Source organism: Segatella copri (assembly GCF_015074785.1).
Taxonomy (GTDB): Bacteria; Bacteroidota; Bacteroidia; order Bacteroidales; family Bacteroidaceae; genus Prevotella.
The window spans coordinates 3,326,908-3,345,152 of sequence record NZ_CP042464.1 but is presented as its reverse complement, the minus strand read 5'-3'; the positions used below and the strand labels follow the sequence as shown (position 1 = coordinate 3,345,152).

20 protein-coding genes are annotated in these 18,245 nt (G+C 45.9%); 7 read left to right on the top strand and 13 right to left on the bottom strand.

The genetic code is table 11. The features are described from left to right. Positions 1-137 precede the first annotated feature (137 nt). The 4 genes from FO447_RS13735 to rpmH all read right to left on the bottom strand — a co-directional run bounded on the left by FO447_RS13735 (position 138) and on the right by rpmH (position 3,458). Positions 138-1,133 carry a D-alanine--D-alanine ligase gene (locus FO447_RS13735; protein ID WP_006847565.1) on the bottom strand — a complete coding sequence of 332 codons (996 nt, stop codon included), beginning with the start codon at positions 1,131-1,133 and terminating at the stop codon, positions 138-140. Positions 1,134-1,138: 5 nt separating this feature from the next. Next, positions 1,139-2,197 (bottom strand): RluA family pseudouridine synthase, encoded by a 1,059-nt coding sequence (locus FO447_RS13730; RefSeq protein WP_118063531.1) that lies wholly within the window; start codon positions 2,195-2,197, stop codon positions 1,139-1,141. 144 nt (positions 2,198-2,341) lie between these two features. After that, on the bottom strand, positions 2,342-3,076 hold the full coding sequence (locus tag FO447_RS13725) for a PASTA domain-containing protein (RefSeq protein ID WP_117694658.1): 735 nt from the start codon (positions 3,074-3,076) through the stop codon (positions 2,342-2,344). A gap of 226 nt (positions 3,077-3,302) precedes the next feature. Continuing rightward, the gene (gene rpmH, locus FO447_RS13720; RefSeq protein WP_004351099.1) at positions 3,303-3,458 is read right to left on the bottom strand and encodes a 50S ribosomal protein L34; all 156 of its coding nucleotides are present in this window, start codon (positions 3,456-3,458) and stop codon (positions 3,303-3,305) included. A 221-nt stretch (positions 3,459-3,679) separates the two neighbouring features. Here rpmH and efp point away from each other — a divergent pair, with 221 nt between their 5' ends. The 5 genes from efp to FO447_RS13695 all read left to right on the top strand — a co-directional run bounded on the left by efp (position 3,680) and on the right by FO447_RS13695 (position 7,358). Beyond that, the gene (gene efp, locus FO447_RS13715; RefSeq protein ID WP_022121096.1) at positions 3,680-4,246 is read left to right on the top strand and encodes an elongation factor P; all 567 of its coding nucleotides are present in this window, start codon (positions 3,680-3,682) and stop codon (positions 4,244-4,246) included. A 63-nt stretch (positions 4,247-4,309) separates the two neighbouring features. After that, the gene (locus FO447_RS13710) at positions 4,310-5,368 is read left to right on the top strand and encodes a glycosyltransferase (RefSeq protein WP_200756862.1); all 1,059 of its coding nucleotides are present in this window, start codon (positions 4,310-4,312) and stop codon (positions 5,366-5,368) included. 52 nt (positions 5,369-5,420) lie between these two features. After that, entirely contained in the window at positions 5,421-6,110 is a 690-nt protein-coding gene (gene radC, locus FO447_RS13705) for a RadC family protein (protein ID WP_200756860.1), read from the top strand. A 101-nt stretch (positions 6,111-6,211) separates the two neighbouring features. Further along, the gene (locus FO447_RS13700) at positions 6,212-6,532 is read left to right on the top strand and encodes a metal-sulfur cluster assembly factor (RefSeq protein ID WP_006847572.1); all 321 of its coding nucleotides are present in this window, start codon (positions 6,212-6,214) and stop codon (positions 6,530-6,532) included. Between the two features lie 61 nt (positions 6,533-6,593). Continuing rightward, entirely contained in the window at positions 6,594-7,358 is a 765-nt protein-coding gene (locus FO447_RS13695) for a UDP-2,3-diacylglucosamine diphosphatase (protein WP_117587524.1), read from the top strand. Positions 7,359-7,446: 88 nt separating this feature from the next. Here the strand turns inward: FO447_RS13695 and FO447_RS13690 are convergent, their stop codons facing one another. From FO447_RS13690 to FO447_RS13665, 6 genes are all read right to left on the bottom strand, one after another. Beyond that, positions 7,447-8,493: a sugar kinase gene (locus FO447_RS13690; RefSeq protein WP_200756859.1), complete on the bottom strand. Its 1,047-nt coding sequence runs from the start codon at positions 8,491-8,493 to the stop codon at positions 7,447-7,449. A 75-nt stretch (positions 8,494-8,568) separates the two neighbouring features. Then, the gene (locus tag FO447_RS13685) at positions 8,569-9,771 is read right to left on the bottom strand and encodes an acetate kinase (RefSeq protein ID WP_118079873.1); all 1,203 of its coding nucleotides are present in this window, start codon (positions 9,769-9,771) and stop codon (positions 8,569-8,571) included. Between the two features lie 106 nt (positions 9,772-9,877). Then, a complete protein-coding gene (pta, locus tag FO447_RS13680; RefSeq protein WP_118190903.1) occupies positions 9,878-10,924 on the bottom strand; it encodes a phosphate acetyltransferase in 1,047 nt (348 codons plus the stop codon). Positions 10,925-11,169: 245 nt separating this feature from the next. Then, complete coding sequence (cdaA, locus tag FO447_RS13675) at positions 11,170-11,940, bottom strand: diadenylate cyclase CdaA (protein WP_006847577.1); 771 nt, start codon at positions 11,938-11,940, stop codon at positions 11,170-11,172. Continuing rightward, positions 11,937-12,782, bottom strand: a complete 846-nt coding sequence (gene folP, locus FO447_RS13670) for a dihydropteroate synthase (RefSeq protein ID WP_200756857.1) — start codon at positions 12,780-12,782, stop codon at positions 11,937-11,939. Before folP ends, cdaA begins: the two co-directional genes overlap by 4 nt. 239 nt (positions 12,783-13,021) lie before the next feature. Then, positions 13,022-13,243 (bottom strand): hypothetical protein, encoded by a 222-nt coding sequence (locus FO447_RS13665; protein WP_118254376.1) that lies wholly within the window; start codon positions 13,241-13,243, stop codon positions 13,022-13,024. Between the two features lie 143 nt (positions 13,244-13,386). Between FO447_RS13665 and FO447_RS13660 the strand changes: the two genes are divergently transcribed. Then, positions 13,387-14,688, top strand: a complete 1,302-nt coding sequence (locus FO447_RS13660; protein WP_200756855.1) for a UDP-N-acetylmuramoyl-tripeptide--D-alanyl-D-alanine ligase — start codon at positions 13,387-13,389, stop codon at positions 14,686-14,688. Between the two features lie 295 nt (positions 14,689-14,983). Here FO447_RS13660 and FO447_RS13655 read toward each other — a convergent pair whose 3' ends face one another. The 3 genes from FO447_RS13655 to pdxS form a co-directional block, all read right to left on the bottom strand. After that, on the bottom strand, positions 14,984-16,105 hold the full coding sequence (locus FO447_RS13655) for an AAA family ATPase (protein WP_200756853.1): 1,122 nt from the start codon (positions 16,103-16,105) through the stop codon (positions 14,984-14,986). 134 nt (positions 16,106-16,239) lie between these two features. Beyond that, complete coding sequence (gene pdxT / locus FO447_RS13650; RefSeq protein WP_200756851.1) at positions 16,240-16,809, bottom strand: pyridoxal 5'-phosphate synthase glutaminase subunit PdxT; 570 nt, start codon at positions 16,807-16,809, stop codon at positions 16,240-16,242. Positions 16,810-16,875: 66 nt separating this feature from the next. Next, positions 16,876-17,751, bottom strand: a complete 876-nt coding sequence (pdxS, locus tag FO447_RS13645) for a pyridoxal 5'-phosphate synthase lyase subunit PdxS (RefSeq protein ID WP_006847583.1) — start codon at positions 17,749-17,751, stop codon at positions 16,876-16,878. 221 nt (positions 17,752-17,972) lie between these two features. Here pdxS and FO447_RS13640 point away from each other — a divergent pair, with 221 nt between their 5' ends. Further along, positions 17,973-18,146 (top strand): hypothetical protein, encoded by a 174-nt coding sequence (locus tag FO447_RS13640; RefSeq protein WP_200756849.1) that lies wholly within the window; start codon positions 17,973-17,975, stop codon positions 18,144-18,146. Positions 18,147-18,245: the final 99 nt, after the last annotated feature.

The following is an 18,245-nucleotide window of genomic DNA, read 5'->3' as shown; positions in this document are numbered from 1 at the left end:
TTTTTTTCGGGAGTTAAGGAGTTAAGGAGTTATAGAAGTTAAGACAAATGTTCTAAAACGATATCTTTACATTCCATTAATTTCTACCGTTGTCTTAACTCCTTAACTTCTTTAACTCCTTAACTCCTCATTAATTATTAGAACTGATTCTCCACAATTTCGCTGAGCACATCCTTGATATCAAGACCTGCTGCACGAACCTGCTGAGGAATGAAGCTGGTAACGGTCATACCTGGAGTGGTATTGATCTCCAGCATGTTCACCTTGTCTTTACCATCCTTATCCTTAGAGATGATATAGTCGATACGGATGATACCGTTGGCATGAAGAATGTCGTAGATGCGTGATGTGGTCTTGGCAACCTCTTCTGCAGTCTCTGGAGAGAGACGGGCTGGAGTGATTTCCTGTACCTGACCGTTATACTTGGCATCGTAATCGAAGAACTCGTTGGTGGTCACCACTTCGGTAGCCGGCAACACAACAGTCTTCTCGGCTGTCTTGTAGATGCCCTGTGAAATCTCGGTACCATCAAGGAAGCCCTCAATCATTACCTCATTGCTCTCCATGAAAGCCACACGGAGGGCTGGAGCCAGCTGGTCAGCATTCTTCACCTTGCTCACACCAAAGCTACTGCCGTCAGCAGCAGGCTTTACGAAACAAGGCATACCGATGCGCTTGGCAATCTCTTCTTCATCATAAGCTTCACCGCGACGGAGCAAGATACTGTCTGCTACGTTTATACCGAAACCGCGCAGATAATTATTGAGCACATACTTATCAAAAGTCATTGCCTCTACCAGAACACCGCTTGTAGAGTATGGCAGATGGATGAGGTCAAAGTAGCCCTGCATCACACCATTCTCACCAGGCTGTCCGTGGATAGTGATATAAGCATAATCGAAATAGACATGCTTGCCGTTCATAACGAAAGAAAAATCGTTCTTGTCAATCTCGATAGTCTCACCATTATCCAAAGCAACATGCCAGTCGGTACCCTTCACATCGACGAGATAAATATTGTAGCGCTCTTTATCAAAGAAAGAGTACAAACCCTGTCCTGAGCGCAATGATACGTCGTGCTCAGAAGAATCACCACCACATACGATGGCTATCGTTCTCTTGCTATTTTCCATAATTACTAAATATTTTTGAATGTATCTTGTGTGGTGCCAGCGATGAAGCCGCGCCACTTTTCTATTAATTGTCTAAAATCATTTGGCCACTCACTGTCAAAATCCATCTGCTGCTTGGTTGTAGGATGCACGAAGCCGAGTGTCTTGGCATGGAGAGCCTGACGCGGACAGAGTTTGAAGCAGTTCTGGATAAATGCCTTGTAGCTGCTACTGCGCTGACCTCTCAGAATCTCTGTTCCGCCATACGTTTCGTCCATAAAGAGCGGATGACCGATATGCTTCATGTGGGCACGAATCTGATGGGTACGGCCTGTTTCAAGCACACACTGCACCAAGGTGGTATAACCGAAACGTTCCAACACCTTGTAATGCGTAACCGCCGTCTTGCCTATTCCGCTGTCCGGATCGAAGACCTTCATACGGAGGCGGTTCTTCGGATCACGGCCGATATTGCCTTCTATGCGACCTTCATCTTCTACAATATTGCCCCAAACGAGCGCATTGTAACTGCGATGGGTAGTCTTGTTGAAGAACTGCTTACCCAGTGCGGTCTTTGCCGTAGGAGTTTTTGCCACAACGAGCAGTCCGCTGGTATCTTTATCGATGCGATGCACCAAGCCCACTTCCGGATCATTGGCATCAAACTCAGGCATATCCCTTAAATGCCAGGCTACCGCCTGAATCAAGGTTCCATGAAAGTTGCCCGCACCCGGATGCACCACCATACCGGCTTCCTTGTTAACCACCATCAGCTGGTCGTCTTCATAAACCACATTGATAGCGATTTCTTCAGGTTTGATACTCGTTTCATGACGAGGACGGTCGAGCATCAGAGTAACCAGATCATTAGGGCGCACCTTATAGTTGCTCTTTACCGGTTTACCATTGACATGGATGAATCCGGCATCAGCAGCCTGCTGAATACGGTTACGGCTCTGATAGGCCATCTTATCAGCCAGGTATTTATCGATGCGGACCGGATCCTGGTTGGCATCCACCTGAACCTTCCAGTGCTCATAGAGTTCATCCCCTCCTTCACCAGAAGCAGCGTTTCCTTCCTCCATCTGGAGTTCATCATCCAGTTCGTCCATATCTCCTGCATCATCAAACCCGAAGTCATCCTCTACAGGAGCATATACCTTATTATATATATAATTCAGAATTTCCACTCTTAATTATCAATTATTAATTATCAATTATTCATTTGTTCACTCCACCACTTCCTTCTGGTGGTGTTCATGCGAAGGAGCAGGCTCTGTGACTTCCGTACCAGGAACCACCTCGAAGTTGTCTTCATGAGTTTCTCCGCTCATGTCACCTTCGCCTTCCATCACATCTTCTTCGCCGTGATAAACCGGATCTACCACATCGATGGAATCATCAACACTCCGTTTACCATTGCCAACCTGTATGACAAGCACATCATCGATAGAAACTTTATCACCAGCCACAACATGCTTACCCTTAACGAGGATACCATAAACCCAATCCTCTTCGCCAGGAATATATTCAGGTGTACCCAGTTTGAATCCCATAGCAGTAAGTTTAGCCATTGCCTCTCGCAACGAACTGTTGTCAATGACATCAGGAATGGTGATACGTGGAGAATGATCAGAATTGATGGTAACATAGATAACATGTCCCGACTTTACCACTTCTCCGAAAACTGGAGTCTGCTCCAGAATGACATCAGGCGGCAAAGAGCGGACATATCCCGTATCCGTTACAACAATTTCCAATCCCGCATCGTCGAGGATATGTGTAGCATCATCGATATTCTTATATCGAATATCCGGCACACGGATGGCCTCACCATGATGGGTATAGATATCGATGCCATACTTGACACCGACACAGAGCAACACCAGCACCAGAATCATGGCACCGATATTCCCCCAAAGGTACTTACTCTTAAACTTATTTATAAACTCTGATGAAGTCATATATTATTTTTTGGTGCAAAGATACAAGTATTTGGGGGAAGAACAAAATAAAAAGGAAAGTTTTTGCACTCTTACCACCTAATTTTATGATATAAAAACAAAACATCTTTGTTCCCAAAAGAGCAATCTCTGAAAAGAAAGGGGCGTTATAAACAACAAAAAGCAGCAAAGAATACATCCTTGCTGCTTTTAATGTCATCGTCAACAGACGAATCTTTCCTCGGAATTACTTTCCGTGGTGCTCGTCAGATACAGTTAACTTCTTACGGCCATGAGCACGGCGAGAAGCCAATACGCGACGACCATTCTTTGTTGCCATACGCTCACGGAAACCATGCTTGTTTACGCGACGACGATTGTGAGGCTGAAATGTTCTTTTCATTTTTCTTATTTATTTTTTAATTAATATTCTTCACAAAAGTGCAAAACACGCCCTTTTTGGGCTGCAAAATTACGCATATTTTCTGAAATAACCAAGAAAACTACCAAATTTAGCTTAAATATTTATGTTTTTTTCGATATTTCCTTTGATTTTTCATGTTTTTGCCGTAACTTTGCACTCGATTTTGAGATTATTATAATAACATTCAAGATAAACAAGAAATGATTAATTCACAGGAAATTAAGATTGGTACTTGCATCCGCATGGATGGCAAAGTATGGGTTTGCATCGACTTTCAGCACAGAAAGCCAGGTAAAGGTAACACCGTAATGAACACAAAATTGAAGAATGTTGCCGACGGTCGTGTATTGGAACGTACATTCCAGGTAGGTTTCAAATTGGAGGATGTTCGCGTTGAGCGCCGTCCTTACCAGTACCTCTACGAGGACGCTACTGGTTGCATCTTCATGAACCAGGAGACTTTCGAGCAGGTGCCTATCGCTAAGGAGAACGTTACAGGTGGCCAGTACATGAAAGAGGGTGACGTTGTTGAGGTGGTTACTGATACAACTGATGGTACTATCCTCTTGGCTGAAATGCCAGTGAAGACTACTTTGAAGATTACTCACTCTGAGCCAGGTGTAAAGGGTAATACTGCTACCAACGCAACAAAGCCTGCTACATTGGAGACTGGTGCTGAGGTTCGTGTACCTTTGTTCGTCAACGAAGGCGAGACTATCCAGATCGACACCCGTGACGGTAGCTACCTTGGTCGTGTAAGCGAGTAATACATCCTCCAACAGGAAGATTGTGCTCTTATTGAGTAAAACTAACCCTTAATAGTAAGAAGAATGAAATATTCCATCATAGTACCTGTATTTAATCGTCCTGACGAAGTGGACGAACTTTTAGAGAGTCTGACTCATCAATCTGAGAAAGACTTCGAAGTTGTCATCGTTGAGGATGGCTCACAGACTCCCTGCGAGGAGGTGTGCAAACGATATGAGCACATGATGGATATACATTATTACTATAAGGAGAACTCTGGTCCGGGTCAGAGTCGCAACTATGGTGCCGAGCGCGCCAAGGGTGAGTATCTTCTGATACTCGATAGCGACGTGGTCTTGCCAGAAGGTTATCTGAAGGCTGTAAGTGATGAGTTGAGCCGTGAGCCAGCCGATGCTTTCGGCGGTCCCGACAAGGCGCACTCATCATTTACAGATACTCAGAAAGCCATTTCTTATTCCATGACTTCTTTCTTTACCACCGGTGGTATCCGTGGCGGAAAGAAGAAGATGGATAAGTTCTATCCCCGTTCATTCAACATGGGCATCCGCAGGGATGTTTATCTCAGGTTGAATGGCTTTTCCAATATGCGTTTCGGTGAGGACATAGATTTCTCTATCCGTATCTTCAAGGCAGGCTGCCGTTGCCGTCTGTTCCCTGAAGCATGGGTTTGGCATAAGCGCCGCACCGACTTCCGCAAGTTCTGGCGACAGGTCTACAACAGTGGCATCGCCCGTATCAACCTCTACAAGAAATATCCAGAGAGTCTCAAACTCGTGCATCTCCTTCCTATGGTCTTCACCGTGGGCGTAATAGGCACGCTGTTTCTACTCTTCTTCGGCTTCCTGCCATACATGCTTGGCACCGTTCACGTATTCCCAACCTTGGGTAATGCGATGGCAGCATTGGGCAGCATCGGTCTCGCCGGCATCATTCTCTATACCATCGCACTGTTTATCGACAGCAGCAGAGAGAATCACAGCGTGAAGATAGGCTTGCTGAGCATTCGCGCTGCCTTCACACAGCTGATGGGTTACGGATGCGGATTCCTTTCTGCATGGTGGAAGAGATGCGTACTGGGACAGAGCGAATTCAGCGCATACAACAAGACTTTCTACAAATAAGACTTCCCCGCCAAAAGAGAAGCCAATAATAATCTACTAATCAGTTATTATTATGGCAGAGAAATTAACCATTGCCAATTGGGCAGAAGAAGACAAGCCTCGCGAGAAACTGGAGCGCTTGGGAGCCTCAGCGTTATCCAATGCCGAGCTCTTAGGTATTCTGATTGGGTCGGGATCTACTGACGAAAGTGCCGTAGACCTGATGAAACGCATTCTGAAGGATTGCGACAACAACCTGAACCAGCTAGGAAAGAAGTCCATCAGAGAACTGACGCAATATAAAGGAATGGGACCCGCAAAAGCCATCACCATCCTTGCAGCCTGCGAACTGGGCAAGCGCCGCGCTCTCGATAAGATTGGCACACGTCCCGACTTAGGCTCATCCCTTGCCATCTACAACTATATGCTTCCGAAGATGCAGGATTTAGACACAGAGGAAGCATGGCTCCTGATGATGAACCAGAACTTCAAGCTCATCAAAGCGAGCTGCATCTCAAAAGGCGGCATTACAGAAACGGCAACCGACATCCGGCTCATCATCAAAGAAGCGGTGCTCAACAACGCTACCATTATCGCCTTCAGCCACAATCATCCCAGCAACAATCCTCAGCCAAGCAAAGCCGATGATGTACTTACCCAGAAGATAGCCAAAGCCTGCGAAATCATGCGCCTCTTCTTTATGGACCATGTCATCATAACCGATGGTGCCTTTTATTCATATCACGACAAAGGTAAATTGTAGTCTATTTGAGGTATATTAGACCTTCTGCAAGAAAAAAACAGCTTTTCTTTTTGTTTTGTCTGCAATAATTATTATCTTTGTAGGCAAAAACAAAGATTATTATGACACAAGAAGAAAAGACAAAGATAGAAGAAAAGATCGTAGATGTGCTTAAGACCGTTTACGACCCAGAGATTCCTGTCAACATCTGGGACCTCGGTATGATTTATAAAATAGATGTGAAAGACGATGCCACCGTAGATCTCGACATGACCTTCACTGCCCCTTCATGCCCTGCTGCTGACTTCATCCTGGAGGATGTAAGAAGCAAGGTAGACAGCGTGGAAGGCGTAAAATCTGCCAATGTGAACCTTGTATTCGAACCGGCTTGGGATCAGAGTATGATGAGCGAGGAAGCTCGCGTAGAACTCGGTTTTGAATAAAGACAAAGCCGTTGGATTCTTCACTCTTCATTCTTCACTATTCATTTAAAAAGAATCGCTTATGAAAAATGTATATTTCCTCTCAGATGCGCACCTTGGCTCATTAGCCATTCCGCATGCCCGCATGCAAGAACGCCGCCTGGTCCGTTTTCTGGACAGCATCAAGACGAAGGCTGCGGCAGTTTATCTCCTGGGTGACATGTTTGACTTCTGGAACGAATATAAATATGTCGTACCAAAAGGCTATACACGCTTCTTAGGTAAACTCTCGGAATTGACCGATATGGGAGTGGAGGTACATTTCTTTACGGGTAACCACGATCTCTGGACCTATGGCTACCTGGAGGAAGAATGTGGCGTTACCGTACATTACAAGCCTCAGACCGTAGAGATATACGATAAAGTATTCTATCTGGCACATGGAGACGGACTGGGTGACCCAGACAAGAAATTCAAGTTCTTGAAAAGAATGTTCCAGAATCATACTTGCCAACGCCTCCTTAATGCGATTCATCCCCGCTGGGGAATGGCTTTGGGTCTGAACTGGGCTAAGCATAGCCGACTGAAACGTGCTGACGGAAAGGAAGAGCCTTATATGGGCGAAAAGAAGGAGTTCCTGGTGCGCTTTGCCAAACAGTATATGCAAGGCCACAAGGATATAGATTACTTCATGTTCGGCCATCGCCACATCGAACTGGATCTGATGTTGAGCAAAAAGACCCGACTGATGATTCTGGGCGACTGGATATGGCAGTTCACCTATGCCGTGTTTGATGGCGAACACATGTTTATGGAAGAATATGTGGAAGGCGAAAGCCAACCGTAAATATAATTTATAGTTGATAGTTAATAGTTTATAGGACAATCTTGCTTAAAGAGGTTCCTGCTATAAACTATTAACTATCAACTATAAACTATCTCTGTATACGTCCTCCTGAAGAAGTCATGTTATTGATGATTTCTTCTTCTGTAACCAGATTCTGATCACCCGGAACCGTATTCTTTATTGCACTTGCTGACAGTGAGAAGTCCAGGCAATACTGGTTCTTGTCGCCCCACTTCTGATGGGCATGAATATAGGCAGCAATAAAGGCATCACCTACACCCATCGGGTCAACAATCGGCTCAATATCATAGATTCTTGTAGTATAGAGCTGATCTTCTACAGCATCATAGAGCAAGCCGCTCAAGGTATGATGACTGCTGGCAATCTGATTTCTTACCGCCATCAGCATCTTCTTACACTTAGGGAAGAGCTGATGCATCTTGCGGAAATACTCCAGATAAGCCTCCCTGTCTATCTCATAGTCTGCATCCAAAGCCTCGAAAGGAATATGAGGCACACCGCTGGCTACCTCCCACTCATTCTGGTCACCAAAGATGATGTCGCTATACTGCATCATCTGGAATAGCACATCATGAGGCTCCAGACCATATCCCCAGAGATTCTTACGGTAATTAATGTCGCAGGCAATGGTCAACCCGTCAGAAACAGCAAGTTTGATGGCATCCATAGTTGACTCCATCGCATCGCGGCTGATAGCACAGGTAATGCCGGAGCAATGAAATACGGCTGCATCAGCCAGCACCTTTTCCCATTTCACCATTCCGCGCTTCAGCGTATAGAAAGAAGAATTCTTGCGGTCGTAAACCACACGGGAATTGCGCATAGCTACTGCCTCTTCGAAATAATAAGTTCCGAGACGTTCGCCGCCACGCACAACATGAGAAACATTCAGACCGTACTCTCTGAGATGCATCAACGCCGCCTCACCCATCTCACCGTATGGCACACGGGTTACATACTCTACATTATCGCCTAAATAAGCCAAAGAGATGGCTGCATTAGCCTCACTGCCACCATAATTGCCAAACATATGATGTCCCTGAAATAGACGTTGATAACCAGGCTTAGAAATCCTAAGCAATATTTCTCCGAAAGTTACAATCTTTGTTTTCATAATTCTAAAAATTTAAAAAGGTGAAGACCATTCACTTATGTTTCTAGTCTTCACCTTATTATATATAGCGTATGATTACTTGTTAGCAACCAACTCCATTGTATCGCGAGCGATAACAATCTCCTCGTCGGTAGGAACTACTACTACCTTCACCTTACTGTCGTCAGTAGAGATGATAGCTTCCTCACCACGAACCTTGTCATTTACTTCCTTGTTAATCTTGATGCCAAGATACTCCAGGTTCTTGCAAGAATCCTCGCGGAGGTCGGTCTGGTTCTCACCAACACCTGCTGTGAATACGATAGCGTCAACGCCACCCATAGCTGCTGTGTAAGCACCGATGTACTTCTTTATGCGATACTCATACATACGGAGAGCCAACTGAGCCTTCTCGTTACCCTCGTTGGCAGCCTTTTCGATGTCGCGCATATCAGAAGAAATACCTGTAATACCGAGCACACCACTCTTCTTGTTCAGGAAGTCAGCCATCTCCTGTGGCTTCATGTTCAACTTCTCCATCAAGTAGGTAACGGCAGAAGCATCGATGTCACCACAACGTGAACCCATCATCAAACCAGCCAATGGGGTCAAGCCCATTGAAGTATCCAATACCTTACCATTCAATACAGCAGCTACAGAGCCACCGTTACCGATGTGGCAAGTGATGATCTTAGAGTTGTTCTGGTCGAGACCGAGAATCTCGCAAACACGCTTAGAAACATAACGGTGAGATGTTCCGTGGAAACCATAACGGCGTACGTGATACTTCTCGTACAATTCGTAAGGAATTGCATAGAGGTAAGCGTAGTCAGGCATTGTGCTGTGGAATGCGTTGTCGAATACGCAAACCTGAGGAGTGCCAGGCATCAAAGAGTCAACGGCACGGATACCCTTCAGGTGACCTGCGTTGTGAACAGGAGCGAGGTCGCAAAGTTCCTCGATACCATCCTCTACGCTCTTGTCAACGATAACGCTCTCCTTGAACTTGTCACCACCCTGTACGACACGGTGTCCTACAGCGTCGATTTCTTTCAAATCCTTGATAGCGCCGATTTCCGGGTCGAGCAAGCACTTGAACACGAAGTTCACACCTTCCTTGTGGTCAGGCATGTCGTGCATGATCTGCTTCTTCTCGCCGTTAGGCAATTTCACCTTGATGAAAGCGTTATCAAGACCGATACGCTCTACACCACCCTGTGCCAATACAGACTCATCGTCCATATTATATAATTTGTACTTGATAGATGAACTACCACAGTTCAGAACCAATACTTTCATTTTGTTTTCAATTTAAAATTTATAGTTTACAGTCTATAGCATAAACTACCCATCTTACAGCAGCTTAGCCCTATAAACTGTTAACTGTTAACTATTAACTATATACTTACGCCTTCTTAGCATCCTGTGCCTGACAAGCTGTGATGGCTACCATGTAGTAGATGTCATCAACAGAGCAACCACGAGAAAGATCGTTAACAGGACGGGCAATACCCTGAAGGATAGGACCGATAGCGATGGCACCACCCAGGCGCTGAACGAGCTTATAGCCGATGTTACCAACCTCGAGGTTTGGAACTACCAATACGTTAGCCTTACCAGCAACGTCAGAACCTGGAGCCTTCTTGGCAGCTACCTCAGGAACGAGGGCTGCATCTGCCTGAAGTTCACCATCGAGATGAAGCTCTGGGAACTTCTCCTTAGCGATAGCTACGGCATCCTTTACCTTGTCAATGATATAAACGCTCTTGCCAGTCTCCTTGTTGATAGCATCCTTTGCGCTACCCATTGTTGAGAAGCTCAACATGGCAATCTGTGGATCAGCAATACCTGCCACTGACTGAGCTGTATGAGCTGTAGTATAGGCAATCTGAGCAAGCTGGTCTGCTGTAGGGTTTGGAGTTACAGCAACGTCACCCATTACTACAATACCATCCTGACCATACTGCTTCTGGTCTGTGATGAGCAACATAGCACCACTTACGCAAGTGATACCTGGAGTGCACTTGATAATCTGAAGAGCTGGACGGAGAGTATCGCCAGTAGTGCTCAATGCACCAGAAATCTGACCGTCAGCGCCCTCAGTCTTGATAATCATACAACCGAGATAGAGGTTGTTCTTAGTTACGAGTTCACGAGCCTGCTCTACGGTCATGCCCTTCTTCTTGCGAAGTTCAGCGAGCTTCTCAGCATACTCCTCAGTCTTAGGGTTGTTTTGTGGATCAACGATAGTAGCCTTGTCGATGTTGTTAAGACCCCACTGAGCAGCGAGATTCTTAATATTGGCAGGGTTACCGATGAGGATGATGTCTGCGAGATCATCAGCCAAAACTTTATCGGCTGCTTTCAATGTACGCTCCTCTTCTGCTTCAGGGAGCACGATGCGCTGCTTGTCAGCTTTAGCGCGAGCTACGATTTGCTGTAATAAATCCATTTTACTTTTTAATATTTTATATATTTTGTTGTTTCCTAAGTAGATCTGTCAAAGTGTTAGGTGATGTTATCTTGTTTTTCACCTTTTTGCCACATCGACTTTGCAAAAGTACACATTTTCTTTGAAATAGCAGCGATTAAAATGTGTAAAAAAAGCTAAATCGGGAGATTATTCATATCGTAAAGGTTTACGTAGTAGGAAAAGTGATGAATTCTTCACTCTTCGTTCTTCACTCTTCACTTTACTTATATCATCTCCAGAGTAAGGATGCTTTCCAGTTCCTCAGCCGAGAGTCTGAGTTTGAACTCGCCCTTGATGGCCACGCTGATTCGTCCGGTCTCCTCGGATACGATGACGGCGATGGCATCACTGCTCTGTGATATTCCGAGAGCGGCACGATGGCGGAGTCCCAGTTCCTTCGGAATATCGAGGTTATGACTCACAGGCAGAATACATCCGGCTGCCATGATGCGCTTATTGCTCACCACCATGGCTCCATCATGAAGCGGCGAATTCTTGAAGAAAATATTCTCTATCAGCCGCTGGTTAATCTTGGCGTCTATCTCCTCACCCGTATCCATGATGTCCTTCAGCGGAACGCCTCGCTCTATAACGATAAGAGCACCTACGTATTTCTTCGCCATACTCATACACGCCATCACAATCGGCATGATGGTCTCCTTGTTAGCCTCCTTCTGGCTCTCCTTGCTGGAGTGGAAGAAGCGAACCAGCCGGCGCATACCTTTCTGCGAACCTATCTCATAGAGGAATCTACGGATATCCTCCTGAAAGATGACGATGAGGGCAATAACTCCCACGCTCACCAGTTTATCCAGGATAGAACCCAACAGACGCATTTCCAGTATCTGACTCACAAAGAGCCAGATAAGAACGAAGAGCATGATGCCCACGAAGATGTTCAGTGAGCGCGATTCCTTCATCAGACGATAAACATAGAACAGCAGCGAGGCTACCAGGAGAATATCGAGAAAGTCTTTGATTCCAAATTCTATCATGTGCGTCCCTCCTTCATTGCTTCTATTATCTTCACAGCCTCAGCAGCTTCTTTCACATCGTGCACTCTGAGGATGCTGGCGCCCTTCATCAGAGCGATGGTGTCGAGAACGGAAGTTCCATTGAGCGATGTCGTAGCATCTCCACCCAGCAGCTTGTATATCATACTCTTGCGGGAGATGCCTACCAGAACCGGAAGTTCCATCACGTTCAACTTCTCCATCTCATTATAAATCTGATAATTCTGGATGAGATTCTTGCCGAAGCCGAAGCCTGGGTCGAGGATGATGTCCTTGGCTCCCAGGTCACGCAACTGCTGCACCTCTCTTGCAAAGCCCTTCATCATCGTTTCGAGCGTAGGCTGCACCGACATTAATATATAAGGTACCCTCAGATCGCCCACCAACCGGAACATTTCTGGATATTCCTCCTGTCTCTGCTCCAGCGGTACATTGGCGATGCCTGTGATTCCACCTTCTGATACATCGTTGATGATGTCAGCTCCCCACTCCTCGATACACTTACGTGCCAAGGTAGGGCGATAGGTATCTACGGAGACGGCAGCATCCGGTTGCTCCCTGCGAACGATGTCGAGAGCGAACTTCAGGCGTCTTCCCTCCTCCTCTTCCGATACTTCATCGGCACCGGGACGGGTGGAGAATGCGCCCACATCAATGATGCTTCCACCTTCTTCTATAATCTGATTAGCTCTCTGAGCTATCTCCATTTCTGTCTGCTTTCTACTGCCAGAGTAGAAACTGTCGGGCGTAACGTTCAGGATGCCCATCACCTGAGGGGTACTCAAATCCATCAAGCGCCCCTTGATATTGATTGTATATTCCATCGGATTATAACTCCTTAAGCCATTTTTTACCGGGCTTAGTATAAGTCCAGGCAAGAAAGCTTCCACCTATGATTGTTCCAACCACAAAGAAAAACAATAGTCCATTGTAAACTTCCATAGCTTAATATTCTACAATTCTTTAAGCCACTTTTCTCCTGACTTTGTATAACTCCAAGCTATAAGAGCAATAATAACAATAGAAGTTATCATAAAAAATAACGCTAAATAACTCATAAATCCTAATATTTTAAAATTCTATTGGCGAAGTATGCAGAGCCTGCTGTTGCAACTGCGCCAAAAACTAATACGGAAATATCACCTGATGAAGCCGTCCCATGTAAAAACGGCAACACGCCTCCAACCCCAGTTCCCGTAAATATCAACTGGGATAGATTATAGAAATAGCCTGCCAGCTTTTCCTTCCTTACTTTCGTTTTATCTTTTTCATCTCTACTACCCATAAAGAGCCTCACTTTCTAAAGATTCATCGAATATTTCTGCAAAAATAGAAAGAATATTCGAGATTACCATCATTTTTTGGGAAAATTGTTTGTTATGTCCATAATTTAGATTACTTTTGCACCCAAAATAACAGTTATAGACTATGGATATTTCAGAACTCTATCAGATTTACCAAGCGCACCCAGTGATTACCACTGACAGCCGCGACTGCCCAGAGGGCAGCATCTTCCTGGCTTTGAAGGGCGCATCGTTTGATGGCAACAAGTTTGCCGACATGGCTTTGGAGAAAGGCTGTGCCTATGTGATTGTTGATGAAAAAGAGTATGCCAAGGAGGGAGACGAGCGCTACATCCTCGTAGAGGACTGCCTCACCACCTTCAAGAAACTAGCCCGTGAGCATCGCCGCCACTTCGATATTCCTGTAGTAGGAATCACCGGAACCAACGGCAAGACCACCACCAAGGAACTCGTCTCTGCTGTTCTCGGCGAGAAGTTCAACGTGATGTTCACCCAGGGTAACTTCAATAATGATGTAGGCGTACCAAAGACGCTCTTCCGTCTCTCTCCGGAAAACGAGATTGCCGTTGTAGAGATGGGTGCTTCCCATCCTGGTGACATCCGGAAACTCGTGGAATACGTGGAGCCAACCTGCGGTATGATTACCAACGTAGGTCGTGCCCACCTGCAGGGATTCGGCAGTTTCGAAGGCGTGAAGAAAACCAAGGGAGAACTCTATGATTACCTCGCAGCCAACGATGCCCTCGTCTTCATCAATGCAGACAACGAGCATCTGATACAGATGGCAGAGCAGCGCAACATCAACCGCCTCATCACCTACGGCAAGGATGGAAACTGCGATGTATGGGGAGAAGTCATCTCCTGCGCTCCTTTCCTGAAGTTCCGCTGGCGCACCGAGAGTTTCGACTGGCATGAGGTTCAAACCCATCTCATCGGCTCTTACAATATCGACAACATGCTTGCCGCCATCACCATCGGTCTTCATTTCGATGTGAAGCCACAGCAGATAGATCATGCCCTGGAGAACTACATCCCAAGCAACAACCGTTCGCAATTGGAAGAGACGGCGCACAACAAGCTGGTGGTAGATGCCTACAATGCCAACCCATCGAGCATGGCAGCCGCCATCGAGAACTTCCGCGTGATGGATGTGCCTCATAAGATGGCGATTCTCGGACAGATGGGCGAACTCGGCGAAGTGAGCCACGAGGAGCACCAGAAGGTAGTAGACCAGTTGCAGGCAGCCGGTCTGGAGAATGTATGGCTGGTAGGCGATGAGTTCAAGGATATTCCATGCAGCTACCGCAAGTTCCAGAATGTAGAGGAAGTGAAGGAAGCACTCAAGGCGAACCAGCCTCACGACCATTACATCCTCATCAAAGGCAGCAACAGCGTGAAGCTCTTCCAGCTTCCGGAGTTGTTATAAACGGTTATTATCGTACAACTAAAAGGTGTGTGGTTGTACTATTATAGGGTGTTGCCACTAGGCTCGGCAGATGTGCTGACTGCAGTCGGCAGACCTGCTGACTAGGCTCAGCAGAACTGCTGAGCCTAGTGGGAATCTCTTAGAAACAGCCTCCTTGAACCTGATATTCCGACTTCTTGAACCTGAGCAAACGTATTCTTTCACTTGCTCAGTCGTATCCTTGTGCTTGTTCAGTCATATCCGTGTGCTCACCCTGCCGCATCATTTCGCTTACTCAGACGAATCTTTTACTTACTCAACCTGCTCGCAGGCTCAACTCCAAAAACTTGTCACATAATTGGTAAACGCCTTCATCTTGCGTGATAAAATCTCTGTCCAGTAAGGTTTTGACTGCTCCTTGCACGGTGCTTGCACCAAGATGATACTTCTGCAAAAACTCTTGCGACATCAGGGAAGAAGACTTACCTTCCTGAGCAATGGCTATGAGAAGCTGTTTCTGCTTGGCTGTAAGCTGAAACAGCAAGGCCTGATAGGCAAAACGCTGCTGGGAAAGGATGCTATCTATCGCCATCCTGACATCATCCTCCTGCAACAAAGACCTATCAGAAATTGAAGTATAGAGCATATTGAGTACATACTGAATATACCAGGTAATGCCATCGAAATGATGATATAAATAGGTAAAAGCCGCTGCACTTATCTCTTTATTGTTCCTGGCAAGATGGTGATTGGCAAATTCCAGGTAAGTCTGCTCATTGATTGCCTCCAACCCCATGATACTCGAACTATGATAGAACGGGCGTGACTGGGAAGTAAACATCAATGCCATCATGTGGCGCTTAGAGCCAGAAAAGACAAAGTTTGCATTGTGGCAATTCTGTATTCGCTTACGCAAGGTTGCCTCAACGGTTTTCTCTGGATAGTTTGCAACTGTCTGAAACTCATCTATCGCCACCAGACAAGGTTTATCTGCCTGTTCGAGATAAGCGAAGATCTCATCCAGCGTAATATCCGGAGCCTGAATATCTCCCAAACCAACACTCCACTCCGGATTTCCATTGATGTCAAAAGAGATAGTTGACTTCAGAGACTGGAGCATATTCAGGAAAAATTCCCATACTTTCCTGCCCTTTGGCTTGAGTGCCGTCAGGATTCCCTTGCCCAGCGCATAGACGAATTCGTTCAAATTCTTCGTATCATAAATATCAATAAAGATGCAATGATACTGCTCACGGATGTTCTCCTGCTGAAAACAATTATAAATCAGTCCCGACTTACCCAGACGTCTTGGCGCAATCAACGCGACATTGCACCGATTGGTCAAATGGCGGGTAAGAAGAGCTGTTTCCTCTACCCTATCACAGAAATATTCCGGCGAAAGATAGCCTTCAATAATAAAAGGATTTAACTGTACCATAAGCATTTACATCATTATTAATTTTACGTAACGAAGATTTCATAATGCAAAGATACGATGAATATTTGTAAACGGCAAACATTTATCGGAAAAAAGTATCTGACATTCAATAAAAAAGTATCTTAGGATGAAGCCTACTTGCTGCACATCCCCAGAAAATACTTATGAATCTCCAGACTTTCGTTCAGTTCAGGATGGAAGGCAGTAACGAGCTGGTTACCCTGGCGGGCAGCTACAATCTTGCCATCTACCTCAGCAAGAACCTCAGCATCTCCCCACACCTCTTTAATATAAGGAGCACGGATGAATGTCATTGGGATATTGCCCTCGATACCCTTCATCGGAGCCTCGATGTAGAAACTGCCCAACTGGTGACCGTAGGCATTTCTCAAAGCCGTGATGTCCATCGAAGCAATGCGCTGACTAGGCTCGCCCTCAATCTTCTTGGCAAGAAGAATCAAACCGGCACAGGTACCATAAACTGGCAAGCCGGCAGCAATCGCCTCCTTCACAGGCTCCATCAATCCCAGTTCATTCAAGAGTTTCGCCTGGGTGGTACTCTCACCGCCCGGAATAATCAAGCCATCCTTAGGCTGGTCCCAATCCTTCAACTGGCGAACCTCGAAACTATCCACGCCCAACTGAGCCAACTTCTGTCTGTGCTCAGCAAAAGCGCCTTGTAAAGCTAATACTGCTATTCTCATAACATACTTATCTAATATAAAAGCCCCTTCTTGTGCAGGAGGGGCTCTTATCCGTTATCTCATCTATTACTTACCTCTTTCAGCCATGAGCAAAGCAATCTCCTGCTCATTGATACCTACCATTGCCTCGCCGAGGTCCTCGCTCAACTCAGCCAACATCTTAGGGTCGTTGTAGTTGGTAACAGCCTTCACGATAGCCTGTGCACGCTTAGCAGGGTTACCGCTCTTGAAGATTCCAGAACCTACGAATACACCCTCAGCACCGAGCTGCATCATCAGGGCAGCATCAGCTGGAGTAGCCACACCACCGGCAGCAAAGTTAACCACTGGCAACTTGCCGTTCTCGTGAACATACTTCACCAAATCGTAAGGAGCCTGCAACTGCTTGGCAGCCTCATAAAGTTCATCCTCGCTCATAGAAACCAGGCGGCGGATTTCGCTCTGCATCATACGCATGTGGGTAACAGCCTGAACCACATCACCTGTTCCTGGCTCACCCTTGGTACGGATCATCGTAGCACCCTCAGCAATACGGCGGAGCGCCTCGCCCAGGTTCTTGGCACCACAAACGAATGGTACGTCAAACTGAGTCTTATCAATGTGATAAACATTATCTGCTGGAGAGAGCACCTCGCTCTCGTCGATATAGTCGATTTCGATAGCCTGAAGAATCTGAGCCTCAGCGAAGTGACCGATACGGCACTTAGCCATTACCGGGATAGAAACAGCCTCCTGAATACCCTTGATCATCTTAGGGTCGCTCATACGTGAAACACCACCTGCTGCACGGATATCAGCTGGAATACGTTCCAGCGCCATTACTGCGCATGCACCTGCTGCCTCTGCGATTTTTGCCTGTTCTGGAGTTGTTACGTCCATAATCACACCACCCTTGAGCATCTGAGCCAAGTTGCGGTTCAATTCTTGTCTATTTTCTGCCATAATTCTTATATTTTTATTCAATTACGGCTGCAAAGGAAACATTTTTCAGCGAAACAGCAGAAAAATGTTCCATTTTCTGCAAACATTGAGTCATTTTGTATAAAGGATGATTCGCAAAAGTATAAGCCATATTCCGAAATATGCAAGTCCGATGACAGACGAGGTATCGGTTTCATTCCAACCATCAACCGACAATGGAACAACTGCAATAGAAAAATGTAATGGTCAGTATCTGCGAGGGCAACAATCCTGCACAAGACAGGAACCAACCTACCAGCACAATGACAAGTGCTTTATTGCGTTTAAGCAAGAAAGGCTACATCATCCGAAGTGACAGATATGAAATAGAAGACCCATTCTTCAGGAAATGGATACTCAAGAATATGATTGAGTAAGATTATATACAGAGAAATCGCCAGCAAAGCTTTTTTACAGCTTTGCTGGCGATTCTGCAAGAGAGATTTATCTATGTGTTAACAAAACAAACTCGCTCC